The sequence below is a fragment of the Nostoc sp. genome, from assembly GCF_036917635.1.
GTDB lineage: Bacteria > Cyanobacteriota > Cyanobacteriia > Cyanobacteriales > Nostocaceae > Nostoc.
In genome coordinates this window covers 1-18739 of record NZ_JBALCW010000103.1, presented here as the reverse complement: position 1 = coordinate 18739, position 18739 = coordinate 1, and the positions used below count along the sequence as shown (strand labels likewise).

The following is an 18739-nucleotide window of genomic DNA, read 5'->3' as shown; positions in this document are numbered from 1 at the left end:
TGGGCAACATGAGCGCCCATATACAAAGGCGCTCATGTTGCCCACCCCACAAGATTGGGTAATTTATTTGTTGGAAGTCCCTTAATCATCTTTCAGCTAAATGACACTAGCAGAAAAAACGAAATCATTTGCTGTGAGACTAGCTGATGTAATTCCAACTAATGAAGCCAACTCTGTATTTCCAGTTTTCACGATAGTATCACTACCCTGTTGCAACAGTGTTAAAGCACTAAACTGAGTAACACCAATGCCACCAAGCCCGATTTTATCAGTGCCGATTGTGAAATCAGTCACGATATTCTTGCTAATTGACAGACTGCCATCAGCAAGAAAGAATTGGTCAATCCCAGCACCACCACTGAGGCGATTACCGCCTTGTTGACCGGCAAATAGCACATCATCACCATCGCCACCAAACAAAGAGTCATTCACACTGGAGAAGAGTTTGTCATCTCCAGAACCACCGTAGAGACGGTTATTGCTACCGTTACTGGTGAGGGTGTCGTTACCTGAGCCACCAAAGGACAATTGACGCGAACCTTCAACTACTGTAAGAGTATCAGCACCTGCGCCTCCAAACAAATTATTACTATCATTGGCTTCAACTACGGTAAGTTTGTCATCACCAGCACCACCATCGGCAGTAGTATTGTTAGCAGGGCCATTTGCGCCAATTAAGACTTGATCGTTACCGTCTCCTGTAGACACAGAGGAGTCACTACCAACTACCACTGTGTCATCACCGCTTCCAGTGACGATTGTGTTACCTTTAGTACCCTGTACAAAGTCTGCTCCGTCACCTGTAAATAAGGTTTGATTTGGTTTGAGAGTGACATCATCACTACTAGTAGAACCAAATTTAAGGTCTAGTGTTGTTAGTCCAACAGTGCGACCATCAAACCCTGCGGCTGTAAAGTAGTGAGTATTGCCTACACTTTGAGAATCCAGAATTGTTGCTTGACCATTAGTAGTTTTTTCTGAAGTCAAGACTTCTTTCATGGAGGGAACTGCATCGGGGCCTCCCACCAATGCTTCTGTAATCGCACGACCTTTCAAATCGCCATTACTGGGAATATCTAACCCCAGAATCCGAGCAAGTGTAGGGGTTACATCAGCATTACTGACAGGGGCATAGTCCACATAGCCCTGTTTAAAGTCCGGGCCAATAGCCTCCATGTTATTGAAGGTGTCACCTCGACCAAAGCTGCCATGCATTCCCTGCCCTTGCTGCAAAGTTGTGTCAGCAATTTCTACTTGAGCTTGAGGGTTGTTTGGGTTGCTTGGGTCGGTGCTAAAGGTTTTGAAGTTGATAACTATAGATGGAACTGGTGTTTTAGCATCACCTTTTAGCCCGATCGCACTCAGTGGTAAAGTACCTGGAATGGTTCCATAGGCATCGTCTACAAAAATACCACTTATGTAGTCCTTTTGCGAGAGCAAATTCACTACCTGTTTGGCTAAGTCAGCATTGCCATTAGGCAGATAAATCAGATCCGATCCACCATTAGCAGCTACAACTATCTTTGTCGCTGAGTCAAGTTGGCCATTAATTACCTCACCTGTACCACCAATTACACCATTCCCAGAAATAGGACGTTGACCTTTTGTAGCATCAACAGTGGCATACTGGATCTTCTTGAGGTCTGGGGGAAGGGTTGTCGGGTTAGGATCGTATAAGGGTAGACCTAGATCGTGAGCCAAATCAATCGCAACAAAGCCTGCTGGTAGAAATCCCGGATTTACACCAGCATAAGTTTGAGTGGCAGCATAACTTGTAGTTTTTGTCCCTTGGCTATCAATAGCTTGTTTGCTGATTGTAGAAAAACCGTGGTCGGAAGTAACAAAGACATCAGTAGTTTTGTCTAAGCCTGTGCTTTTGAGATAGTCAAGAAGTTGTTTTAAATTATCATCAGCATTTTTCACCCCAGCTTTTGAAGTAGGGCCATTGATACCTGGTGTCAAGGTGTTTAAGCTATCACCTTGATTATGTTGAGTACCATCGGGATCTCTTGACCAGTAAACCAATGCAAATGGTTTACCCTCTTCCTTAAACTTGGGTAAAATTACTTTGGTAGTGGCATCTGCAAAGTATTGTTGTTGAGCCACATTAGCATTTAGGGTGCCAGGAGTTGTATTATTACCAGATGGCTGGACTCGCGGTGTCGGTTTTACATCTAAACCAACAGATTTTAACCGATTGACAATATCTGGAGCGAGTGGAACACTAGAAGGTGAACCTGCGGCTGTAGTCGGCGGTGTTGCACCATTTGTAGTGTCATCAATAATAATTGTACTGGGGGTAGGAATAGTACCTGTAGTACCACCTTTTCGGTTAACTTGTGTAACATCTTGGATGGCAACTGGCCCTAATTTACCAACTGCTGCTGTGTTGAAACCCTGCGATCGCGCATAAGCTAGAAGTGACTCTTCATCTAAAAAGTTGTTACCGGGAAACTTTTCATCGATATCCCCCAGAACCGCATCATTTTCGATGAATGGTGTAACACTACCATTGGCATTAGGACTAGGAAAACCAGTGTAGATGGTGTTGCTAAAGTCACCTGTATCACCAAGATAATGCCCCGTTGCGATCGCAGAAGCATTCGGGGTGGTAAATGTCGGAAACAGCGAGTGACTATTGGCAAAACTAACTCCCTGCTGACGGATGTTATATAAAGTTGGGGTGTCAATAGGGTTTACAGAACCGTTACGCAATCCATCAGCAACAAAAATAATGACATTTCTACCGTTGCCGTTTGTATCAGCCATGCCGACTACTCCTTAAGTATTGTGAGCTACTATTAATTAATCGCAACAATTATGTGTCTAAGTAAGTGGGCGCAAAGAATCATCACTGGCTCGTAGTTGCGCTTTAGCGCTAAAGCGCAACTACGAGCCAAATACAGAGATTTTACTTTTCGTTACATAGTTTGGTTTTATCTTGCCTACTTACTTATATGAGCGATTAATTACACTCAACCCAAGCGAAAAATACTTGGTGTCCACATAAATTAGTGGAGAAAATTAAATGAATATAACTCTGTTTCCTGTCTCAAAAGATAGTTGTTCAATGTTTAAAGAAGGTTATAAACAAGTTAAGATTTTAGATAAAAAGCAGAAGGATCTTTACTAACAAAAGTATCCCCGACTTCTTGAAGAAGTCGGGGATCTGATCCTCTCGGTGGACAGTCCATCGCCACCCATCTTAAAGGTATAAGATTCACGCCGATTTTTGGTGAACCTAAGCTGTAATCATCTTTCGGCTAAATGACGCTAGCAGAAAAAACGAAATCATTTGCTTTGAGGCTAGTTGCTGTAATTCCCAGCAATGAAGCCAACTCTGTATTTCCAGTTTTCACGATAGTATCACTACCCTGTTGCAACAGTGTTAAAGCACTAAACTGAGTAACACCAATGCCACCCACCCCGATTTTATCAATGCCGATGGTAAAATCAGTCACAATGTTTTTGCTAGTTGGCAGACTACCATCAGCAAGAAAGAATTGGTCAATACCAGCACCACCACTGAGGCGATTAGCGCCCTGTTGACCAGCAAATAGCAGATCGTCACCATCCCCACCAAACAGCGAATCATTTAGACTGGAGAAAAGTTTGTCATCCCCAGAACCACCGTAGAGACGGTTATTGTTACCTTGACTCTTGAGGGTGTCGTTACCTGAGCCACCGAAGGACAGTTGACGAGTTCCTTCAACTACTGTCAAAGTATCATTACCTGCTGCCCCAAACAAATTATTACTACCATTTCCTTCAACTACGGTAACTTCATCATTACCAGCACCACCATTAGCACTAGTGTTGTTAGCAGGGCTATTTGTGCCAATCAAGACTTTATCGTTACCTTCCCCCGTGGACACTGAGGAGTTACTACCAACCACCACCGTGTCATCACCGCTTCCAGTCACGATTGTGTTACCTTTATTACCCTCTACAAAATCTGCTCCGTCACCTGTAAATAAGGTTTGATTTGGTTGAACAGTAATATCATCGCTGGTAGTGGAGCCAAACTTAATTTGTTCAGATTGAGGTTGACCTAAGCCAGGAGCAAGATTGAGGGGATTATCCAGCTTCAACAGAATAATTTCATTGTTGTCTATGGCTGGATTTTTAGGATCATTTCCAGGACGACCTGTAGAGAAGGGATAATTGTTGTCATTAGCTACCAAAATGGTGTTTTTGTCAACAACTAAAACATTTTCAATGGTTTGGAATGGGAAGTCAAAGGTAGTTTTGCCATCCCCATTCAGGTCTTTTGGGTCTTTGATATTTAACAAGTCTGCAACTTCTTCTTTAGCTACATAGCCATTAGAATCTGTCTTAGACAAGTCTATTTTGTAAATCCTCTTAAATTTAGCCGCCGCCCCTTGATTGTTATCCCGTTCAATGACTAGGTACTCATGATCATTAATGACTGCTAAATCCCCGATGGAATGTGACGGATTATCCAATCTGTAGTAGCGTAGTTGATTACTGTATTTGTGGCTGGCTAAATCAAATTCATTAATCCGCAAAGCACCAGGAGTATCACCTTGAACCGTACCCTCTAGCAGCATATAGAGTTTGGTTTTGCTGGCGTTGATTGCTCCACCTTCAAAACCTTTGGAACTCCCTAAGTTAGCAAAAGCATCTCCTGAGAGAACATCGGGGTTTTGTGGCGATCGCACTACATTATATTGAGGATCGTCTCTGAGTTGATCCCGTACCTTATCCCCGATATCTGGAAAGTCTGTAAATAGCGCATCTACACCTAATTGATAGAACTGCTGGATCTCTAGTGCTAGCTTGCCTTTATAATCTGCTGCTAAGTATTGATCTTCCGCCCGGAAGGTGTAAGGATGAACCTGTAACCCGGCGTTATGAGCATCTTGAATTAAGGTAGAGGGAGGTAATGTTGTCTTATCAGCATCATTGACTACTCCATCGCCATTGACATCATCGGCTTTGCCATCACCATTGGCATCAGTACCTTTGAGGCTAACAATCATCCGCTTCCAAGGCCCAATTCCTATAGCATAAGTGGCAACTTCAGTCAAGCCTTTTGGTGTTCGCAAGTCGCCATAAGTGCGAGTGTCACCACTGACTTTCAAATCATAAGGCTGACTTTCGATGATTTTGCCATTGATATCAATGTCACTAGCATCTAAAAGTTGGATAAGTGGAATATCCACCCCTGCCGCAGGCATAATTTTATCATGGAGTTCTTTAAGGTTAGATACTTCAAAGGACTGGATGAAAATGCGACTGGGGTCAGTAAAGTTATTTGCCTTGAGCGTATCGATTAATAACTGACTGATGTTTCTGTTGATTTTGTTCGTAGTGCCTACATAGGTAGCTTCGTCGGCAAAATAGGTTGGATGCTTAGTTTCCGGGTAGATACCAATTTTTTTACCTGTGTCGGCTTCTACTTGCTTAACTAAATTGATGATTTCTGTGAAGGTAGGAATTTCAAATTGATCGTCAAAGGAATGATTGCGGAAAGGTAGACGTTCTTCTGCGCGTAAAGTTTTGATTTCAGCTAAGGTGAAGTCTTCAGCAAACCAACCTGTAATTGTGTTTCCATCTAAACTTACTGTTTTTTTGCGATCGGCAAACTCTGGATGCTTGTAAACATCTGTGGTAGTATTGTTGAAATTGACAGTGCCATCAGCCTTCAAAACTGCTAAAGCTGGCTCATGGCGAGCAATTAGCACACCATCTTTTGTAACTACCAAGTCAGGCTCAATGAAGTCAGCACCTCGGGCGATCGCTTGTTTATAAGACTCTAAGGTATGCTCTGGCCGATAGCCACTTGCACCTCGATGACCAATTACTTTAGGCGCTTCTCCATCTAAAGTTTTGAATCGGTCGGGTGTAGCGATCGGAGCCTCTAATAATTTACCACTGGCATCAAAATGCAATAAGTAAGGCCCAAATTCGTCTCCTACCCAGATTGTCCCGTTTTTATCAAAGACAAATGACTCTACATCAAAGTCTGCACCAGTCAATAATCTTCCAGTAGTTCCCTCATTCACAATTTGGAAAGGAACTTTATTGTTAGGATCAGACAGTTGGATATAGTCTAAAACTTTAACGCTACCGTCTCCATTCTCTGTTCCTTTAAAATTTGGGTCTACACGGTTGATCCGTAGTAGGAAATCTGCACTATTATCTTTGCTACCGTAACCGTTATCTGATAGGAAGTACAAAGAGTTGCTGTTAGCAAATTGCACACCGCTAAAGCCCTGAACTGGCTGTCCAGGGAAAGGCCCGGTTCTGCCATTGGCTGAAACGTCTGCACCAGAAGCAGGGCCATCACTAAAGGTATCAGCAGGTAAAGAAGCAAAACCGACTAACTCAATTGCCATAATTTAAAATGCTGGTTGGGTATTTGGATTTAACTGCATCACAAGCTATTGAAGTTATCTCATTACTTGTGGGAAAAATAAATCATGAACTCAGACGAGAAAACGGAATTACTGGTAAATTTCAGAATTGCAAAAATATAGTTTGGGGACTTTTACCCTAATTGCGAATTGTTCGGTCAACTACTAATCTGTGTTAGTGAGTAATCAGTGTGGAAGAGTGGATTCAGAATTTAATGTCGATAGTAGTTATGAGATAACTTAGCTAGCAGTAAAGATGTTTGCAGAAAAAGATTAAGAAAAGATAAAATTAACTAAAAGAAATGATTAAATATTTCGATGAAAATAATAATTATAAAAACTTATACATATTAGACATCTCCGACAATGAATGTAGAGACGCTTTCTTCGTAGCGGGACGAAGTCCAATTTTGCGTCTCTACAAGGGTTTAAAGTTACGCATATTTAATTTCTGGAGATGTCTATTAGATTTAAACCTCACCCTCAATCCCTCTCCTTAATATTGTCGGGGGAAGCCGGAGGCAGGGTGAGGTTTAAGGTTTAATCTTATATTTAACTTATTGTTGATAATCATCAAAAGATAAAATTTGAGTTTTTGCAGTTTGAGTTGGCTAGCGATCGCATTAATTTTAACCAAATTTGGGGGTTTAAGTCGCCAGCAAGATAGGCACTTCTGTTTTGATGCCTAATTTAAATCCCCGCTCCCTTAACATAATTACGAATTACGAATTACGAATTACGAATTATTTTAATAGTCAGGGCTTATACCATTTGTGAAAAGATTTGTAACGGATGAAATATTTAGATACCCGACTTCTTTAAAGAAGTCGGGTATCTCATTGTTCAGCACTCAAATTATTGAGAGAATTGGAGAAACTCTCGCTAGCCTATAAAAAAGGCGGACAAGATGCCCACCTCACAATAAGTAGTTGGATATTTTTATTAACTAAAAGCCACAATTGCCTAACGGAAATTACCAGGATTTAAGCGAACAGAGTTAGGCTGAGACTGACGACGAATTGCTACTCCACTTTGCAACTTGTTTCCAGTACCGCCATCTTTGCGATCGAGGAAAGGTTTCAGATTAATCCCACTTCTAGACGAACTAACCCGATTATTGCCACCGCCTAGAAGTGTGCGTCCTAAATTATATAATTCGTTGCCTCCACTACTGCGATCGCCATAAGTGTTAACGGCTATAGTCTGTTGTCCACTGTCAGCAGTAGTCAAGTTCTGAAAAATACTATTGCGAATAACATAAGGGTCTTTCCCACGCGGTACTGTCAGCACAATTCTACAGGTTGGGTTAGCTTGTGTTGTGACGCAGACAATGTTTTCGTTATTTTCTACAGCTGTCTGGAGTTCTTGTAACCCATCTGGGCGATAAAGTTCTAAGCGACTGGCAATTGCTGCACAACGCCTTTGTGCATCCCAACCACCGCCCAAAGCAGCAGGCGCAGCCCAAGCAAAGTATTGACCTGGTTGACTTTGAGGCTGATACATAACGGTGTACTGCCCATTGTAAGTCTGACAAGTAAACCGAGTTGTACCGTCAGATGAGGGTGAAGGTGGTATACCTGTTGATGTGTCTATTGGTGTTGATGACCCATCTGATGGTACTGTTGGTACGACAACGCCATCACCATTACCAGTAGAGTTATATTGTGCCATTGCTACGGAATTGCCCAGACACAAAGATAAGCCAAGACTGCCCAAAGATATCAATCGAATCAGTTGTGATGACATAAATCATCCTCCAGTAGAAATAGGTGGGGAATTGATAGTTTAAGTGACGAATAATTCTATCTTTTGATTCATGAAAAACGCTATTTTTTTTCTCTCTTGCTTTCTTCTCTTCGAGTAGCTTTTTCACCCGTGCTTTAATTTGTAGATGACGCCCCACTCCTTCATATGCGTAACGGTTGTAAGTAGGTAGGCGTAATTAAACATAAGATAAAACCTTACCCCGCCTCCAGCTCCCCTCTCCCATATGATGGGAGAGGGGCTGGGGGAAAAGATTTTAAGCCAAAGGCGATCGCAGTTATCTTACAACGTCGCAGTTTTGGATGCGATGCCTACGACAGGCATTGCCAACGCACAGCATTAAAACACAAAAAACCCCGGCGAAACTAACCGAGGTAAGAGAGAGAGGTACGAATGAGAATGAGATACAGCGATACGGAAATCTAAAAAATCTTAGCTAACGCTAAAACCAACCAAAACTATAGTTGTAACAATGAAAGTCGCAAAAAGAGCCTGTAAAACATATTTACGTTGTTCCCAAATTGCTGGGTATTCAGCGTAGTATACCTTGGGTTCAGCTGCGTAGTTATTGAGGATGCCGTCTTCGTTAGTGGTGTTATACATAATTTTTTTCTTTTTTATTTGTTTATGTAACTAAATTTAACAATATTGTTACAAAACGTCAAGAGTACTTGACAAAAAAAGGTTGATGATATTTATAAAGGTTACTTATCAGGCATAAAAACCTTAACCTGCGTACTAGTCTGTCAACATAAAGATGTAGAGACGCGAAATTTCCCGTCTCTACAAGGTTTTGGATAGTACAAACAAGCTTAACAAAATCAAATTGACAGACTAGTAGGTTGGGTTGAGGAACGAAACCCAACAATTAACGCAAGACGCTTGGGTTTTACTTCCTACTCCTACGGGTATCTTGCTACAACCCTTATCCTTATTGAGGCATAGGGGATTGAAGCGAAGCTGCTCCAGTCGCCGAAAGCGCCATTACGCAATTTAAAAAATTGCAAAATCTAAAATCCAAAATGGTAAAAAAGAGTAGAGACACGTTAGTAACGATTTCGCGTCTCTACTAGTAATTGCATTTAGCGCCCCATCTGTTGCAATCATTTTTAGATGAAGTATAAATCTACATCTAATTATTCATCACCGCATCCAAAAGCACATTAGCATCAAAGCGCACTACATCTGTGCAAGGTAGCCCAGTTTCTGCTATTGTTTGAGCGATGCTTTCCTCTGCCGCAGACTGATCTAAATGGGCTGTGTTAAGAGCTATCCCCACTACTGAAACACTTGCAAAAGCACCACCGGCACTAGCAACAGTTTCATAAAGCCGAATCACTTCTGGTAAAGGTGGAATTGGTACATGGGGATTATTGCGGTTATGAGTTTGTCCCGCCCGATGTACTAACAGCAGTTGGGTTGGTTGCGAACCACGGATTAGGGGTAGAGTTGCTGTTGAGCCTGGGTGTAGCAGTGAACCTTGTCCTTCAATGTGCAAAATATCGTAGTTTTTGCCATAGCGCATGACCATCTGTTCTACAGCCCCGGCGGCAAAGTCTACCCGCACCGCATCTAAAGCCACGCCATCTCCTTCTAACATCATCCCAGTTTGACCGGTGGCGAGGAATTTAGAACGCCACCCTCGCTGTTTTGCTGCCCAATGTAACTCTAGACTAGTTGACATTTTACCGATCGCCATGTCGGTTCCCACTGTCAAAACCCGCCGACAGGAAAGGGTGCGTGCCATTCCACTAGCTACACTTATATTAGGCGGCTCTTTTCGTACATCCCAAATTAGTTGCCCTGGTTTGAGGAGTGTATTTAAGTCTGGTATGTTTGCCATTGGTGTATGTAAACCATTTACCAGCGACATTCCAGCTTTTAGAGCGTCTTTAATTTCCAGCCAGTAATCATCTGGGAGAGCGCCACCTTTTGGAGCAATACCTATTACCAAGACTTCTGGCTTGTATTCAAGGGCTGCGGCTACGGATGCTACTATTGGGACATTACGCTTAATATTTGTTAATTCTGGTAAAGATTTGCCAGCACAGTCGCGATCGATTACGGCTACAATTGGGGCTTCACTATAGCGTAAAATTGCTAGCCCTGTTTTGCCGTGATGCCCAGTAATTCCTTCATGCAGCAAGATTGCTACTCCTTGATTAAGTGATAGTTGCACTGTGGTGTACCCCCAAACCTGGTAAATCGTTTGGCAAAACTCTTCCTTCTTTTAGCAATGCACCCGTAAAGGGATCATCAATTAAATTAAGGTGACTGTCTAAATCTAGATAATCAGCTAGTGGCGCTAGCTGTAATGCTGCTGTATTAGCTAGCGAACTGTCAGAATAGCAACCAAACATTACTTGCAACCGATATGCTCGCGCTGTATGTACCATTCGCATTGCTTCGGTTAGTCCCCCTGATTTCATCAGTTTGATATTAATACCATCCACGTAGTTTGCCAAATCGGGAATATCGGAGCTTGTGAAGCAACTTTCATCAACAAAGATGGGCATGGGAGAGTGTTCTTTGAGTTTTGCTAAACTTTGTTCCTGCCCCCGTGGCAATGGCTGTTCTACATATTTTATACCTAAATTAGCTAGCCAATTGCACATTGCGATCGCATCTTTTAAACTCCAACCCCCATTCGCATCAACAAAAAACTCTAGTAATGCTGCTTCTTCTCGCACTGCTAAGAGCATTTTTTGATCTGCATCTATGCCATCTGGACTACCTAGCTTCACTTTGAAAAGGCGGACATCAGTAAATTGTAACCAGTCTCGCGCTCTCGCCCTGGCTGCTTCAGGTGAATTAATCCCAATTGTGACAGAAGTCGGGACTATTTGATTGCGATCGAGTCCCCAAATTTGCCATAAGGGTAATCCTACACGCTTACCCAACCAGTCGTGCATTGCCATATCTAACGCCGCTCTAGCAGCAGAAGGAATCTGGTGTTGTGTTAAAATTTGCTCAATTTCCTGTCGCTGTAAAGGGCTGAATGCTTGCAACAGTGGCACAACTTGCTGTAGTGCGTCTTTGATTGCATCAGTTGATTGCCGATGATTACCTACACCGAATGGTGATGCTTCCCCCCAGCCTTCGATCCCATCTTCTGAAATTCTCACCCATACATTAGTTGTCTGTGCCGTTGTACCTCGACTAATAGTCAACGGAAACCTTTTGTTTACTGTAAATAAATTTATATTTATTTGCATACTGGTTATACATATTTATGTTACGCAAAAGCCAGTGTAAGTTCAAAGTTTAGATTATCAGATGCATCTGTTATACTTTTTTACATTCATTACTTGATGACTAAAGTTTTTATACATTATTTTTATTTATGAACGACTTAAAAAAATGGAAGATTTTAAAATCAAAAATGGTTTTAGATCATCCTTGGTGCCAGGTGAGGCAAGATGAAATAGAATTGCCCAATGGTAAAATTATAGATGATTATTTTGTCAGTATTAAACCAGACGTTGCGATGATTTTACCTATTACTAGTAATAAAGAGATAATTTTTGTCCGGCAATACAGACATGCAGTAGGTAAATTTTTATTAGAACTGCCAGCAGGCAATTTTGACCCTACAAAAGAGAGTGCAGAAGTAGCAGCAATTAGAGAACTAAGAGAAGAGACTGGTTATATTCCTCAAAAAATTAGAAAAATCGCAACTTTATATGATAAGCCAAGTAAAGATACTAATCAAATACATTTATTTTTAGCAGAGAATGTGAGCAAGGTTGGAGAGCAACAACTAGATATTACAGAAGAGATTGAAGTTGTATTTATTCCCGGAGAATCAGTTTTAGATAAAATTGCTCAAGGTGAAATTTCTGTGGCGGGAAGTGTTGCGGCTCTATTCTTAGGTTTAAAATTTATTACTTAATTAATAATCAGTCACCATGAAGCCCGAAATTATCATCGCAATTAAAAAATAGGTGTTATTCTAATCACTATTATCTTCTACAGATTTTTTCTTTGAGGGAGCAATCGTCTCAGATGTTGCTCTAAGAATACTAGCAAAACGCTCGTAATCTAAGTAAGTCACTATATGTTTGCTTTCTAATACTTCTTGTAATGAATCCCAATCATCTACCAGAGAGCCTACGACTGCTTCAGGAGAAAAATCAAAATTACTCCACTCATCACTTGTAATAAGCCAGTAAAAATCTGTTTTAACATCTACAAATTCAATTTGGTCATCCTTTATTCGTTGAAATAAAAGCTCGAATATTAGCTTAATTTCATCTACAGTAATACGAATTGTCATAGATTTATTCCTTTTTTAATTGACATATAGTTACGCATAGCAGCCTAACGATTCTTTAAATTTGTAGCATACAATGCAATCCATGAAGTACCGGTCAAATTCTAATCTTAATCAAAAAGACTACACTTGTGACAAGAATTCCAGATGAAGCATTGGTAGTTCGGGGAGGGCGTAATCGTCCAGAGGATATTCGACGTGGAATAGGTACTCATCCGAGTGGCATAACAGGAATTTCTGTGGAATGTGCAGTAGGATCGTCAGTAGCGGAGTTGGCATTGAGTATTCCTCATGGGCAGATTGGTGTAACAACAGTTGGCGAGGTTCGCCAAGCAGGTGGTGATGTAATCCGAACATCCGGTAGAAGTGCTAATCATGCAACATTAAAAGGTTTAAACCCGCAGCAAGTTAGTCAACTGCTTACACCTACTGTTCCAAATCCAGCAAAGCAGCAGTTATAGTTTGGATCACCTAGAATGATTACCCCTAGAGTTTTTGCAGATTTTCATAATGCTGATGCTGAAGGGCGTTTGCGTTTGAACTGTATTGGTACAATCGAAGACTTGGCCAATCAAAGTATTGAGCTACAAGATGGGCAATTGCTTACGATATATAGCGAGGATTTGGAAGTTGATGGAGTGGTGCAGTTCTCCGAAGAGGAGAAGTTGTGGGTTGCTGCCATTGATTGGGATCGAATCAGACAAGTTGAGGATTTTGTTGTGCATGCACAAGTTTGACTATCCACGCCATCTAATTTTTTAGTTTTTTATCTTGCCCATTGCTGCAAAATATAAGCGTAAAAAGCATCTTTATCTACTTTATCCATTGCAGAAATTTTTCGTCCGCCAGGAACTACTTTAGTACGCCCTTGACTAAGACCAGTGGTGATAATTTCTGTTTCCCATTCGCGCAACTGATAAAACTCTGGATGTCCCAAATAAGCTGTTGCTAAGACATCCCAAAAATAATAATCTTGGGGGATAACTAGTGCATAACATTGTCCGGCTAAATCAGAGATGGGATAGTGGCGTTGTCGTCCCATTTTGTATACTAACTCGGATGTGACTGGGACATTGTTAGTTAAATCTAAAGGACACATAATAATTTCAATTTGCGTTTGCCATATCCGCGCTGCTGAAATTGCGTCCCAATACACATTCCATTCGGCGGAACCATCTTGTCCTGCTTCTAGACTTTTTTCCACATTACCACTAACATTCAACGCACCCCCCATCCAAACAATTTTGTGAATCTTGGCTTCAATGTCTGGTGCTTTATCTAAAGCCACTGCTACCGTCGTCAACGGCCCAGTTACCATCAACGTTACGGGGTCTGATGCCTCCCGCAACACCTGTATCATGAAATCTTGACCTGTTTCGGCAACCAAAGGCGTAGTGATGGTTTCGCTTTGATTGAGAATGGGGAGATGGTCAACGATAAACGAATCACGGCGATAGAGAGTTGGAAATGGATTAATCCCGCGCACAGTACTTTCTGCTACCGGGATATGAGAAAATCCCATCAAATCTATAATTTTACGTGTGGCGCTAACAGCCGGTTGAATGTAGCAATCTGCTGGAGTGACGACAACACCAAGGAGTTCAATATGATCCATCGTCAAGAGCAGCATAGTTGCTAAATAATCATCTACACCGCCATCGTGATCCATTAATACTAGTTGTTTTGTCATAAAAGGAGAATTAATATGGATGAGTTTATGGAAGTTGCTATTCAAGAAGCAAAACAAGGCAGACAAGAAGGGGGAATTCCCATTGGTTCGGTTCTTGTCAAGGATAGTAAAATTCTCGGCAGAGGACACAATAAACGTGTGCAAGATGGCGATCCTGTCACTCACGCGGAAATCGATTGTCTCCGCAATACTGGGAGAGTTGGCAGCTACAGAGGTACTACACTCTATTCAACTTTAATGCCGTGTTATCTGTGCGCTGGGGCAGTGGTACAATTTGGGATTAAAAAAGTCATCGTCGGAGAATCCAGAACTTTTCCTGGTGCTAAAGAATTTATGGTATCTCACGGTGTGGAAGTAATTGATCTTAATCTTGACGATTGCGAACAAATGATGAGTGAGTTTATTGAAACTAACCCGGAACTTTGGAATGAAGATATTGGTAATTAGAGACGCGATTAATCGCGTCTGTACAAGAGTTGCCCGCGTTTTGGTGACTTTTTATAGGAGAATTATCGTGGGAGCGATCGCTATCTAAAAAGTCACCTTGTTTTTAACCCAGACAAAAAAGTTACCTTCACAGGGACACTCTTGAATCCTAACTTAGCAAAAGTGTGCTGTTATTATCAATCAGCGTAGGCGTTCCATTAGTAGCTATGCCTGGGTTAGGCTGCGCCAATGCACCATAGGACTGAATGTAACGCCGCACTTCTAGCGGAAAGTCGGGGTAATCTAATATTGCATCACCATCGGCAATAGTTGCCCAGAAGTCGCGCAAACTAGGAGCTAATTTTTTTGCCTGTGATAATGGTAAGTTTAATGGAGAGTGAGTTAGTAGCTTGATTAAGAATGGGAAAGAGCGATCGCTCATCCACTGCCGAGATGACTGTTGCAAGTCGGGGAACTCAGGCACTGACTCTACCCGATGAGATATAATTTGCAACGATTCTTTACCTTGGTTATCCCGATGAAACTCTAGCACCCGATAAGGGTGAGGATAGCTGACTAAAGAACCAGTGGTAATATCATATACTCCATCTGAGTAAGCAATATCCTGAACGTGCAAATGTCCTGTAAATACTAGCTTGACTCCATAGCGCCTTAGCAGCTGCAATAGTTCTGCTGAATTGGACAGCATGTACCGATTTGCTAGTGGATGGCTCGATTGATTGGGCAAATGCTCCACTACATTATGATGCACCATCACCAAAACTAATTCCTCAGCAGATGCAGCCAGCACCTCTTCTAACCACTGTAGCTGTTTGGCATCCAAACACCCCACCTGCTCACCTTGGTCATTAAAAGAGTTAGAATTCAGTCCAATCAGCTTAACTCCAGGCAATAACTGACGAATATAGTACATCTGCTGGGGATCTTCGTAGCCATACTTGGTGTAATAGTAGGGAAAATCCGCAAAAGCAATTGATTGTTGATCAGCCAACAGCACAGGAACGTCATGATTACCAGGAATAACATAGACGGGAAAAGGCAGCTGGGCTAAACATTGTTGCAACCAGGCGTGGTTCTCTGGTTCGCCGTGCTGGGTTAAATCTCCTGGCAATAACAAGAAATCTAAATCGAGTTGTGTTAAATGTTCTAGTACACTTTTAAATGCCGAGATACTAACTTCTACTAGGTGGAACCGATTAGGATGATCCCAGATTGTGTGGGGAAGTGCTAGGTGTAAGTCACTGACAACCGCAAAGCGAAAATTGAGAGTCATTGATTTATGAAAATGTTAAAAGCAGAGGTTAAAACAAGCCTTTTCCCAAAAGTATAACGCTTGCTTTGTTTCGCTGCTCAGGAGTGCATTTACTTAACATTTGTATACATTGAGCAGAGATTACACGCTATGCTGACAATTAATTTCAAGGCTGAATATAAACATTAATCTGCAAAAATTATCAGAAATTTGATTGCTAAAATCCGTAAGTCAAACACTCAGTGATTCCGATTCTCTACTCGATATTTCTAAAACGCGCTTCAACCAATTTTTTGTTTGTTGAGCAGTAGATAGCTTTTCTTGTCTATCGCTTGTTCAGCACAGCGAGCAATGCTGGGTTAGTTATTAAGAATAAGAAAAAGTACTGCCACTGAGGTTACCAATCCGGTTATGATCGTGTTTGGTGATGAATTTACCTACCAGATCATCAGGCTTAATAACCTTAGTTGAATCCTTTTGTGGTGTGTCAAAGTTACAAGCGATCGCGCTGTAGTCTAATGTGGCCGTGGCATAGCTAGAGTTAGAGTTGTAAATGCCGCCACCCTTGCCAGACTCTTCTAGACCAGAACTGAGTTCGATCCCGAAAGCTTTATTGTGCTTGATAGTGCTGTTACCCACTGTTAGAGTAGCATCATTGTAGATACCACCACCAAAGTGTGCTTGATTGCCACTTATGGTATTATTGCTCACGGTAACGATGCCTAAGCCATCGTATGTAATAGTAACATCATATAAAGTGCCTTTAGAAAATTGCATCATCTTGCCAAAGTCTTGATCGGCACTATTGTAGATGCCACCGCCAGAGCTTCCTGCTATATTGTCACTAATGTTGCTATGACTCACGGTAACGACGCCTAACCCTTTGTACATGGTGGTGTAGCTCTTAGAGTTAGGGTAGATGCTGCCATCATCATTAAAGTTAGGATAGAAGGTGCTGAACTCATTAAAGCTAGAGTTGTAGATGCCGCCGCCGTAGTCCGTGGCATAGTTATTACTGATGGTGCTGTAACTTACCAATAGGGTGCCATTATTGTAGATGCCGCCTCCAGTGGATGCATGATTGTTAATGATAGTGCTATTGCTCACCGTCAGGTTCCCATCAGATGCATTATCAGCTTCTCTGTAGCCGGGGTAGGTAAAGCCGCCATTATAGATCCCGCCGCCGCCTTTGAGTGCCGTGTTGCCACTGATGGTGCTGTTAGTTACAGTTATAGTACCCAAATTATAGAACGCGCCGCCGTTTACCCTTGCTGAATTGCTACTAATGGTGCTGTTAGTTACAGTTATAGTGCTGGAGGTTAAATAAGGAACAGAAGAATGTTCGTCGGAATAATTATAGATCGCGCCGCCGTTTGCCCCGGCGGAATTGCCACTAATGATACTCTTAGTTATAGTTATAGTGCTAAGGGGGAAGTCGGGAATTATCGTAGTACCATTAAAATCATCATATCCCCCGTTGCCACTGACGCCATCATAGATCCCACCGCCGCTGCCGTTAAATTTTGCCGAGTTGCCACTAATACTGCTATTACTCACCATCATAGTAATGCCACCGGAGGAGTCGGTAACAAAGATACCGCCGCCGTTAAAGTTTGCCGAGTTGTCACTAATACTGCTGTTACTCACTGATAGAGTTTGGATGCCGTCTGCAAGGTCGATGGAGATGCCGCCGCCATCCACTGCTGTGTTGCCATTGATGATGCTGTGGTTAACTGTTGTTATAGCTGTTGTAGTGCTATCGAGCGTGAAGCTGTTGATGCCGCCACCGTTACTTGCAGTGTTCTCAGTGATGGTGCTATAGTTCACAGTCAGGCTGCTGCGATCGTTGTAAATGCCGCCGCCACTGCCGGAGATGCTACTACCTCTGCCATCTGTATTTGCAGTGTTGTTAGTGATGGTGCTGTGGTTCACCGTTAGGCTGCCATAGTTGTAAATGCCGCCACCGGCACCGTTACTTGCTGTGTTGCCAGCGATGGTGCTGTAGTTTACGGTCAGGCTGCCAGTGTTGTCAATGCCGCCGCCATACACTGCTGTGTTGCCAGTGATTGTACTGTAGTTCAAAGTAAGGACACCTTCATTGGAGATCGCACCACCACCTCCGGCGTTTTTGTAGCTATTGGTAATAGTCAGCCCATTGATTGCAGATGTTACACCACTGCCAATATCAAACACACGGTCAGCACTATCATCCTTAATGGTTAGTAAGCTGGGATTTGTGCCTTGAATGGTCAGGTCATCTGTGATACTCAGACCACTACCAGTCAGACTGATAGTATGAGCTAGCCCATCAGTAAACAGTCCACCAAAATTGATGATGTCTTTTCCTGAAAGGGCATTGGCATCTAGAACTGCCTGCCGTAGTGAACCTAGACCACTGTTGTTAATATTAGTGACGCTAAATGTAGACATTGCTGTTACTCCAATTTTTTCTTCTGTTGTATAGAACCCATTTGACATCTTTTACTGTGTTGAAGTAAAGTGAGCGCAAAAGTTGTATAAAGTAGTAATGCCATACTCTAGCAGCCTCACAGACGAAGAGTGGAGAATCCTCGAACCCCTACTGCCTCAAATATTGCCGCCCAAAAAGCAGACGAGACCACCTAACTGGACAAAGCGAGAAATTTTGGATGGCATCTTCTATCCGACTTTCCGCACTTCATCGTGTAATATGCGTAGATTTCCCATAGGTGGAAAAAAATGGTTAAATCAACAACATAAATCGCCAATGGTATTCAATATTAATACTTAATAATTTGAACATTATTAGGAATTTTTATTGAAAAGATAGATAATACATTTTGAAGTGCGGAATGTGGGTTCTATCAACTCAAGAATGGCTGCAATTGGGAAGACTTGCCCAAAGATTTGCCTCCCTATTCGACGGTATATTGGCATTACAAACAGTGGCGGGC

The 18739-nt window shown here is 42.1% G+C and carries 15 protein-coding genes and 1 pseudogene; 6 read left to right on the top strand and 10 right to left on the bottom strand.

The window, feature by feature from the left end; translation table 11 throughout:
• Positions 1-96: 96 nt before the first annotated feature.
• From V7K32_RS26220 to V7K32_RS26195, 6 genes are all read right to left on the bottom strand, one after another.
• The gene (locus tag V7K32_RS26220) at positions 97-2769 is read right to left on the bottom strand and encodes an alkaline phosphatase family protein (RefSeq protein WP_334997463.1); all 2673 of its coding nucleotides are present in this window, start codon (positions 2767-2769) and stop codon (positions 97-99) included.
• Between the two features lie 494 nt (positions 2770-3263).
• Complete coding sequence (locus tag V7K32_RS26215; protein ID WP_334997465.1) at positions 3264-6365, bottom strand: esterase-like activity of phytase family protein; 3102 nt, start codon at positions 6363-6365, stop codon at positions 3264-3266.
• Between the two features lie 978 nt (positions 6366-7343).
• Complete coding sequence (locus V7K32_RS26210) at positions 7344-8126, bottom strand: COP23 domain-containing protein (protein ID WP_334997461.1); 783 nt, start codon at positions 8124-8126, stop codon at positions 7344-7346.
• 450 nt (positions 8127-8576) lie between these two features.
• Entirely contained in the window at positions 8577-8747 is a 171-nt protein-coding gene (gene psb34 / locus V7K32_RS26205) for a photosystem II assembly protein Psb34 (RefSeq protein ID WP_334997459.1), read from the bottom strand.
• A gap of 529 nt (positions 8748-9276) precedes the next feature.
• Positions 9277-10323, bottom strand: coding sequence for a DUF1611 domain-containing protein (locus V7K32_RS26200; RefSeq protein ID WP_334997457.1), 1047 nt, complete (start codon positions 10321-10323; stop codon positions 9277-9279).
• Positions 10307-11359 (bottom strand): dipeptide epimerase, encoded by a 1053-nt coding sequence (locus V7K32_RS26195; protein ID WP_334997455.1) that lies wholly within the window; start codon positions 11357-11359, stop codon positions 10307-10309. The genes V7K32_RS26200 and V7K32_RS26195 overlap by 17 nt, the downstream gene beginning before the upstream one ends.
• A 128-nt stretch (positions 11360-11487) precedes the next feature.
• On the opposite strand from V7K32_RS26195, the gene V7K32_RS26190 reads away from it, so the two are divergent.
• On the top strand, positions 11488-12036 hold the full coding sequence (locus V7K32_RS26190) for an NUDIX hydrolase (protein ID WP_334997453.1): 549 nt from the start codon (positions 11488-11490) through the stop codon (positions 12034-12036).
• Between the two features lie 60 nt (positions 12037-12096).
• Here V7K32_RS26190 and V7K32_RS26185 read toward each other — a convergent pair whose 3' ends face one another.
• The gene (locus V7K32_RS26185) at positions 12097-12420 is read right to left on the bottom strand and encodes a hypothetical protein (RefSeq protein WP_334997451.1); all 324 of its coding nucleotides are present in this window, start codon (positions 12418-12420) and stop codon (positions 12097-12099) included.
• Between the two features lie 128 nt (positions 12421-12548).
• Here V7K32_RS26185 and V7K32_RS26180 point away from each other — a divergent pair, with 128 nt between their 5' ends.
• Both V7K32_RS26180 and V7K32_RS26175 read left to right on the top strand, forming a co-directional pair.
• Complete coding sequence (locus V7K32_RS26180) at positions 12549-12878, top strand: flavoredoxin (RefSeq protein ID WP_334997449.1); 330 nt, start codon at positions 12549-12551, stop codon at positions 12876-12878.
• A gap of 15 nt (positions 12879-12893) precedes the next feature.
• A complete protein-coding gene (locus tag V7K32_RS26175; protein WP_334997447.1) occupies positions 12894-13154 on the top strand; it encodes a hypothetical protein in 261 nt (86 codons plus the stop codon).
• 29 nt (positions 13155-13183) lie between these two features.
• Here the strand turns inward: V7K32_RS26175 and V7K32_RS26170 are convergent, their stop codons facing one another.
• A complete protein-coding gene (locus V7K32_RS26170) occupies positions 13184-14107 on the bottom strand; it encodes a nucleoside hydrolase (RefSeq protein WP_334997445.1) in 924 nt (307 codons plus the stop codon).
• A gap of 15 nt (positions 14108-14122) precedes the next feature.
• On the opposite strand from V7K32_RS26170, the gene V7K32_RS26165 reads away from it, so the two are divergent.
• Positions 14123-14554 (top strand): nucleoside deaminase, encoded by a 432-nt coding sequence (locus V7K32_RS26165; RefSeq protein WP_334997444.1) that lies wholly within the window; start codon positions 14123-14125, stop codon positions 14552-14554.
• Between the two features lie 148 nt (positions 14555-14702).
• Here the strand turns inward: V7K32_RS26165 and V7K32_RS26160 are convergent, their stop codons facing one another.
• Both V7K32_RS26160 and V7K32_RS26155 read right to left on the bottom strand, forming a co-directional pair.
• Positions 14703-15827: a metallophosphoesterase family protein gene (locus tag V7K32_RS26160; RefSeq protein WP_334997442.1), complete on the bottom strand. Its 1125-nt coding sequence runs from the start codon at positions 15825-15827 to the stop codon at positions 14703-14705.
• Positions 15828-16172: 345 nt separating this feature from the next.
• Positions 16173-18236 (bottom strand): beta strand repeat-containing protein, encoded by a 2064-nt coding sequence (locus tag V7K32_RS26155; RefSeq protein ID WP_334997440.1) that lies wholly within the window; start codon positions 18234-18236, stop codon positions 16173-16175.
• 97 nt (positions 18237-18333) lie between these two features.
• Here V7K32_RS26155 and V7K32_RS28925 point away from each other — a divergent pair, with 97 nt between their 5' ends.
• Together V7K32_RS28925 and V7K32_RS26145 are read left to right on the top strand one after the other, a co-directional pair.
• A complete protein-coding gene (locus V7K32_RS28925) occupies positions 18334-18576 on the top strand; it encodes a transposase (RefSeq protein ID WP_442938808.1) in 243 nt (80 codons plus the stop codon).
• Positions 18577-18656: 80 nt separating this feature from the next.
• Positions 18657-18739, top strand: a pseudogene (locus V7K32_RS26145) (transposase); the annotation flags it as partial.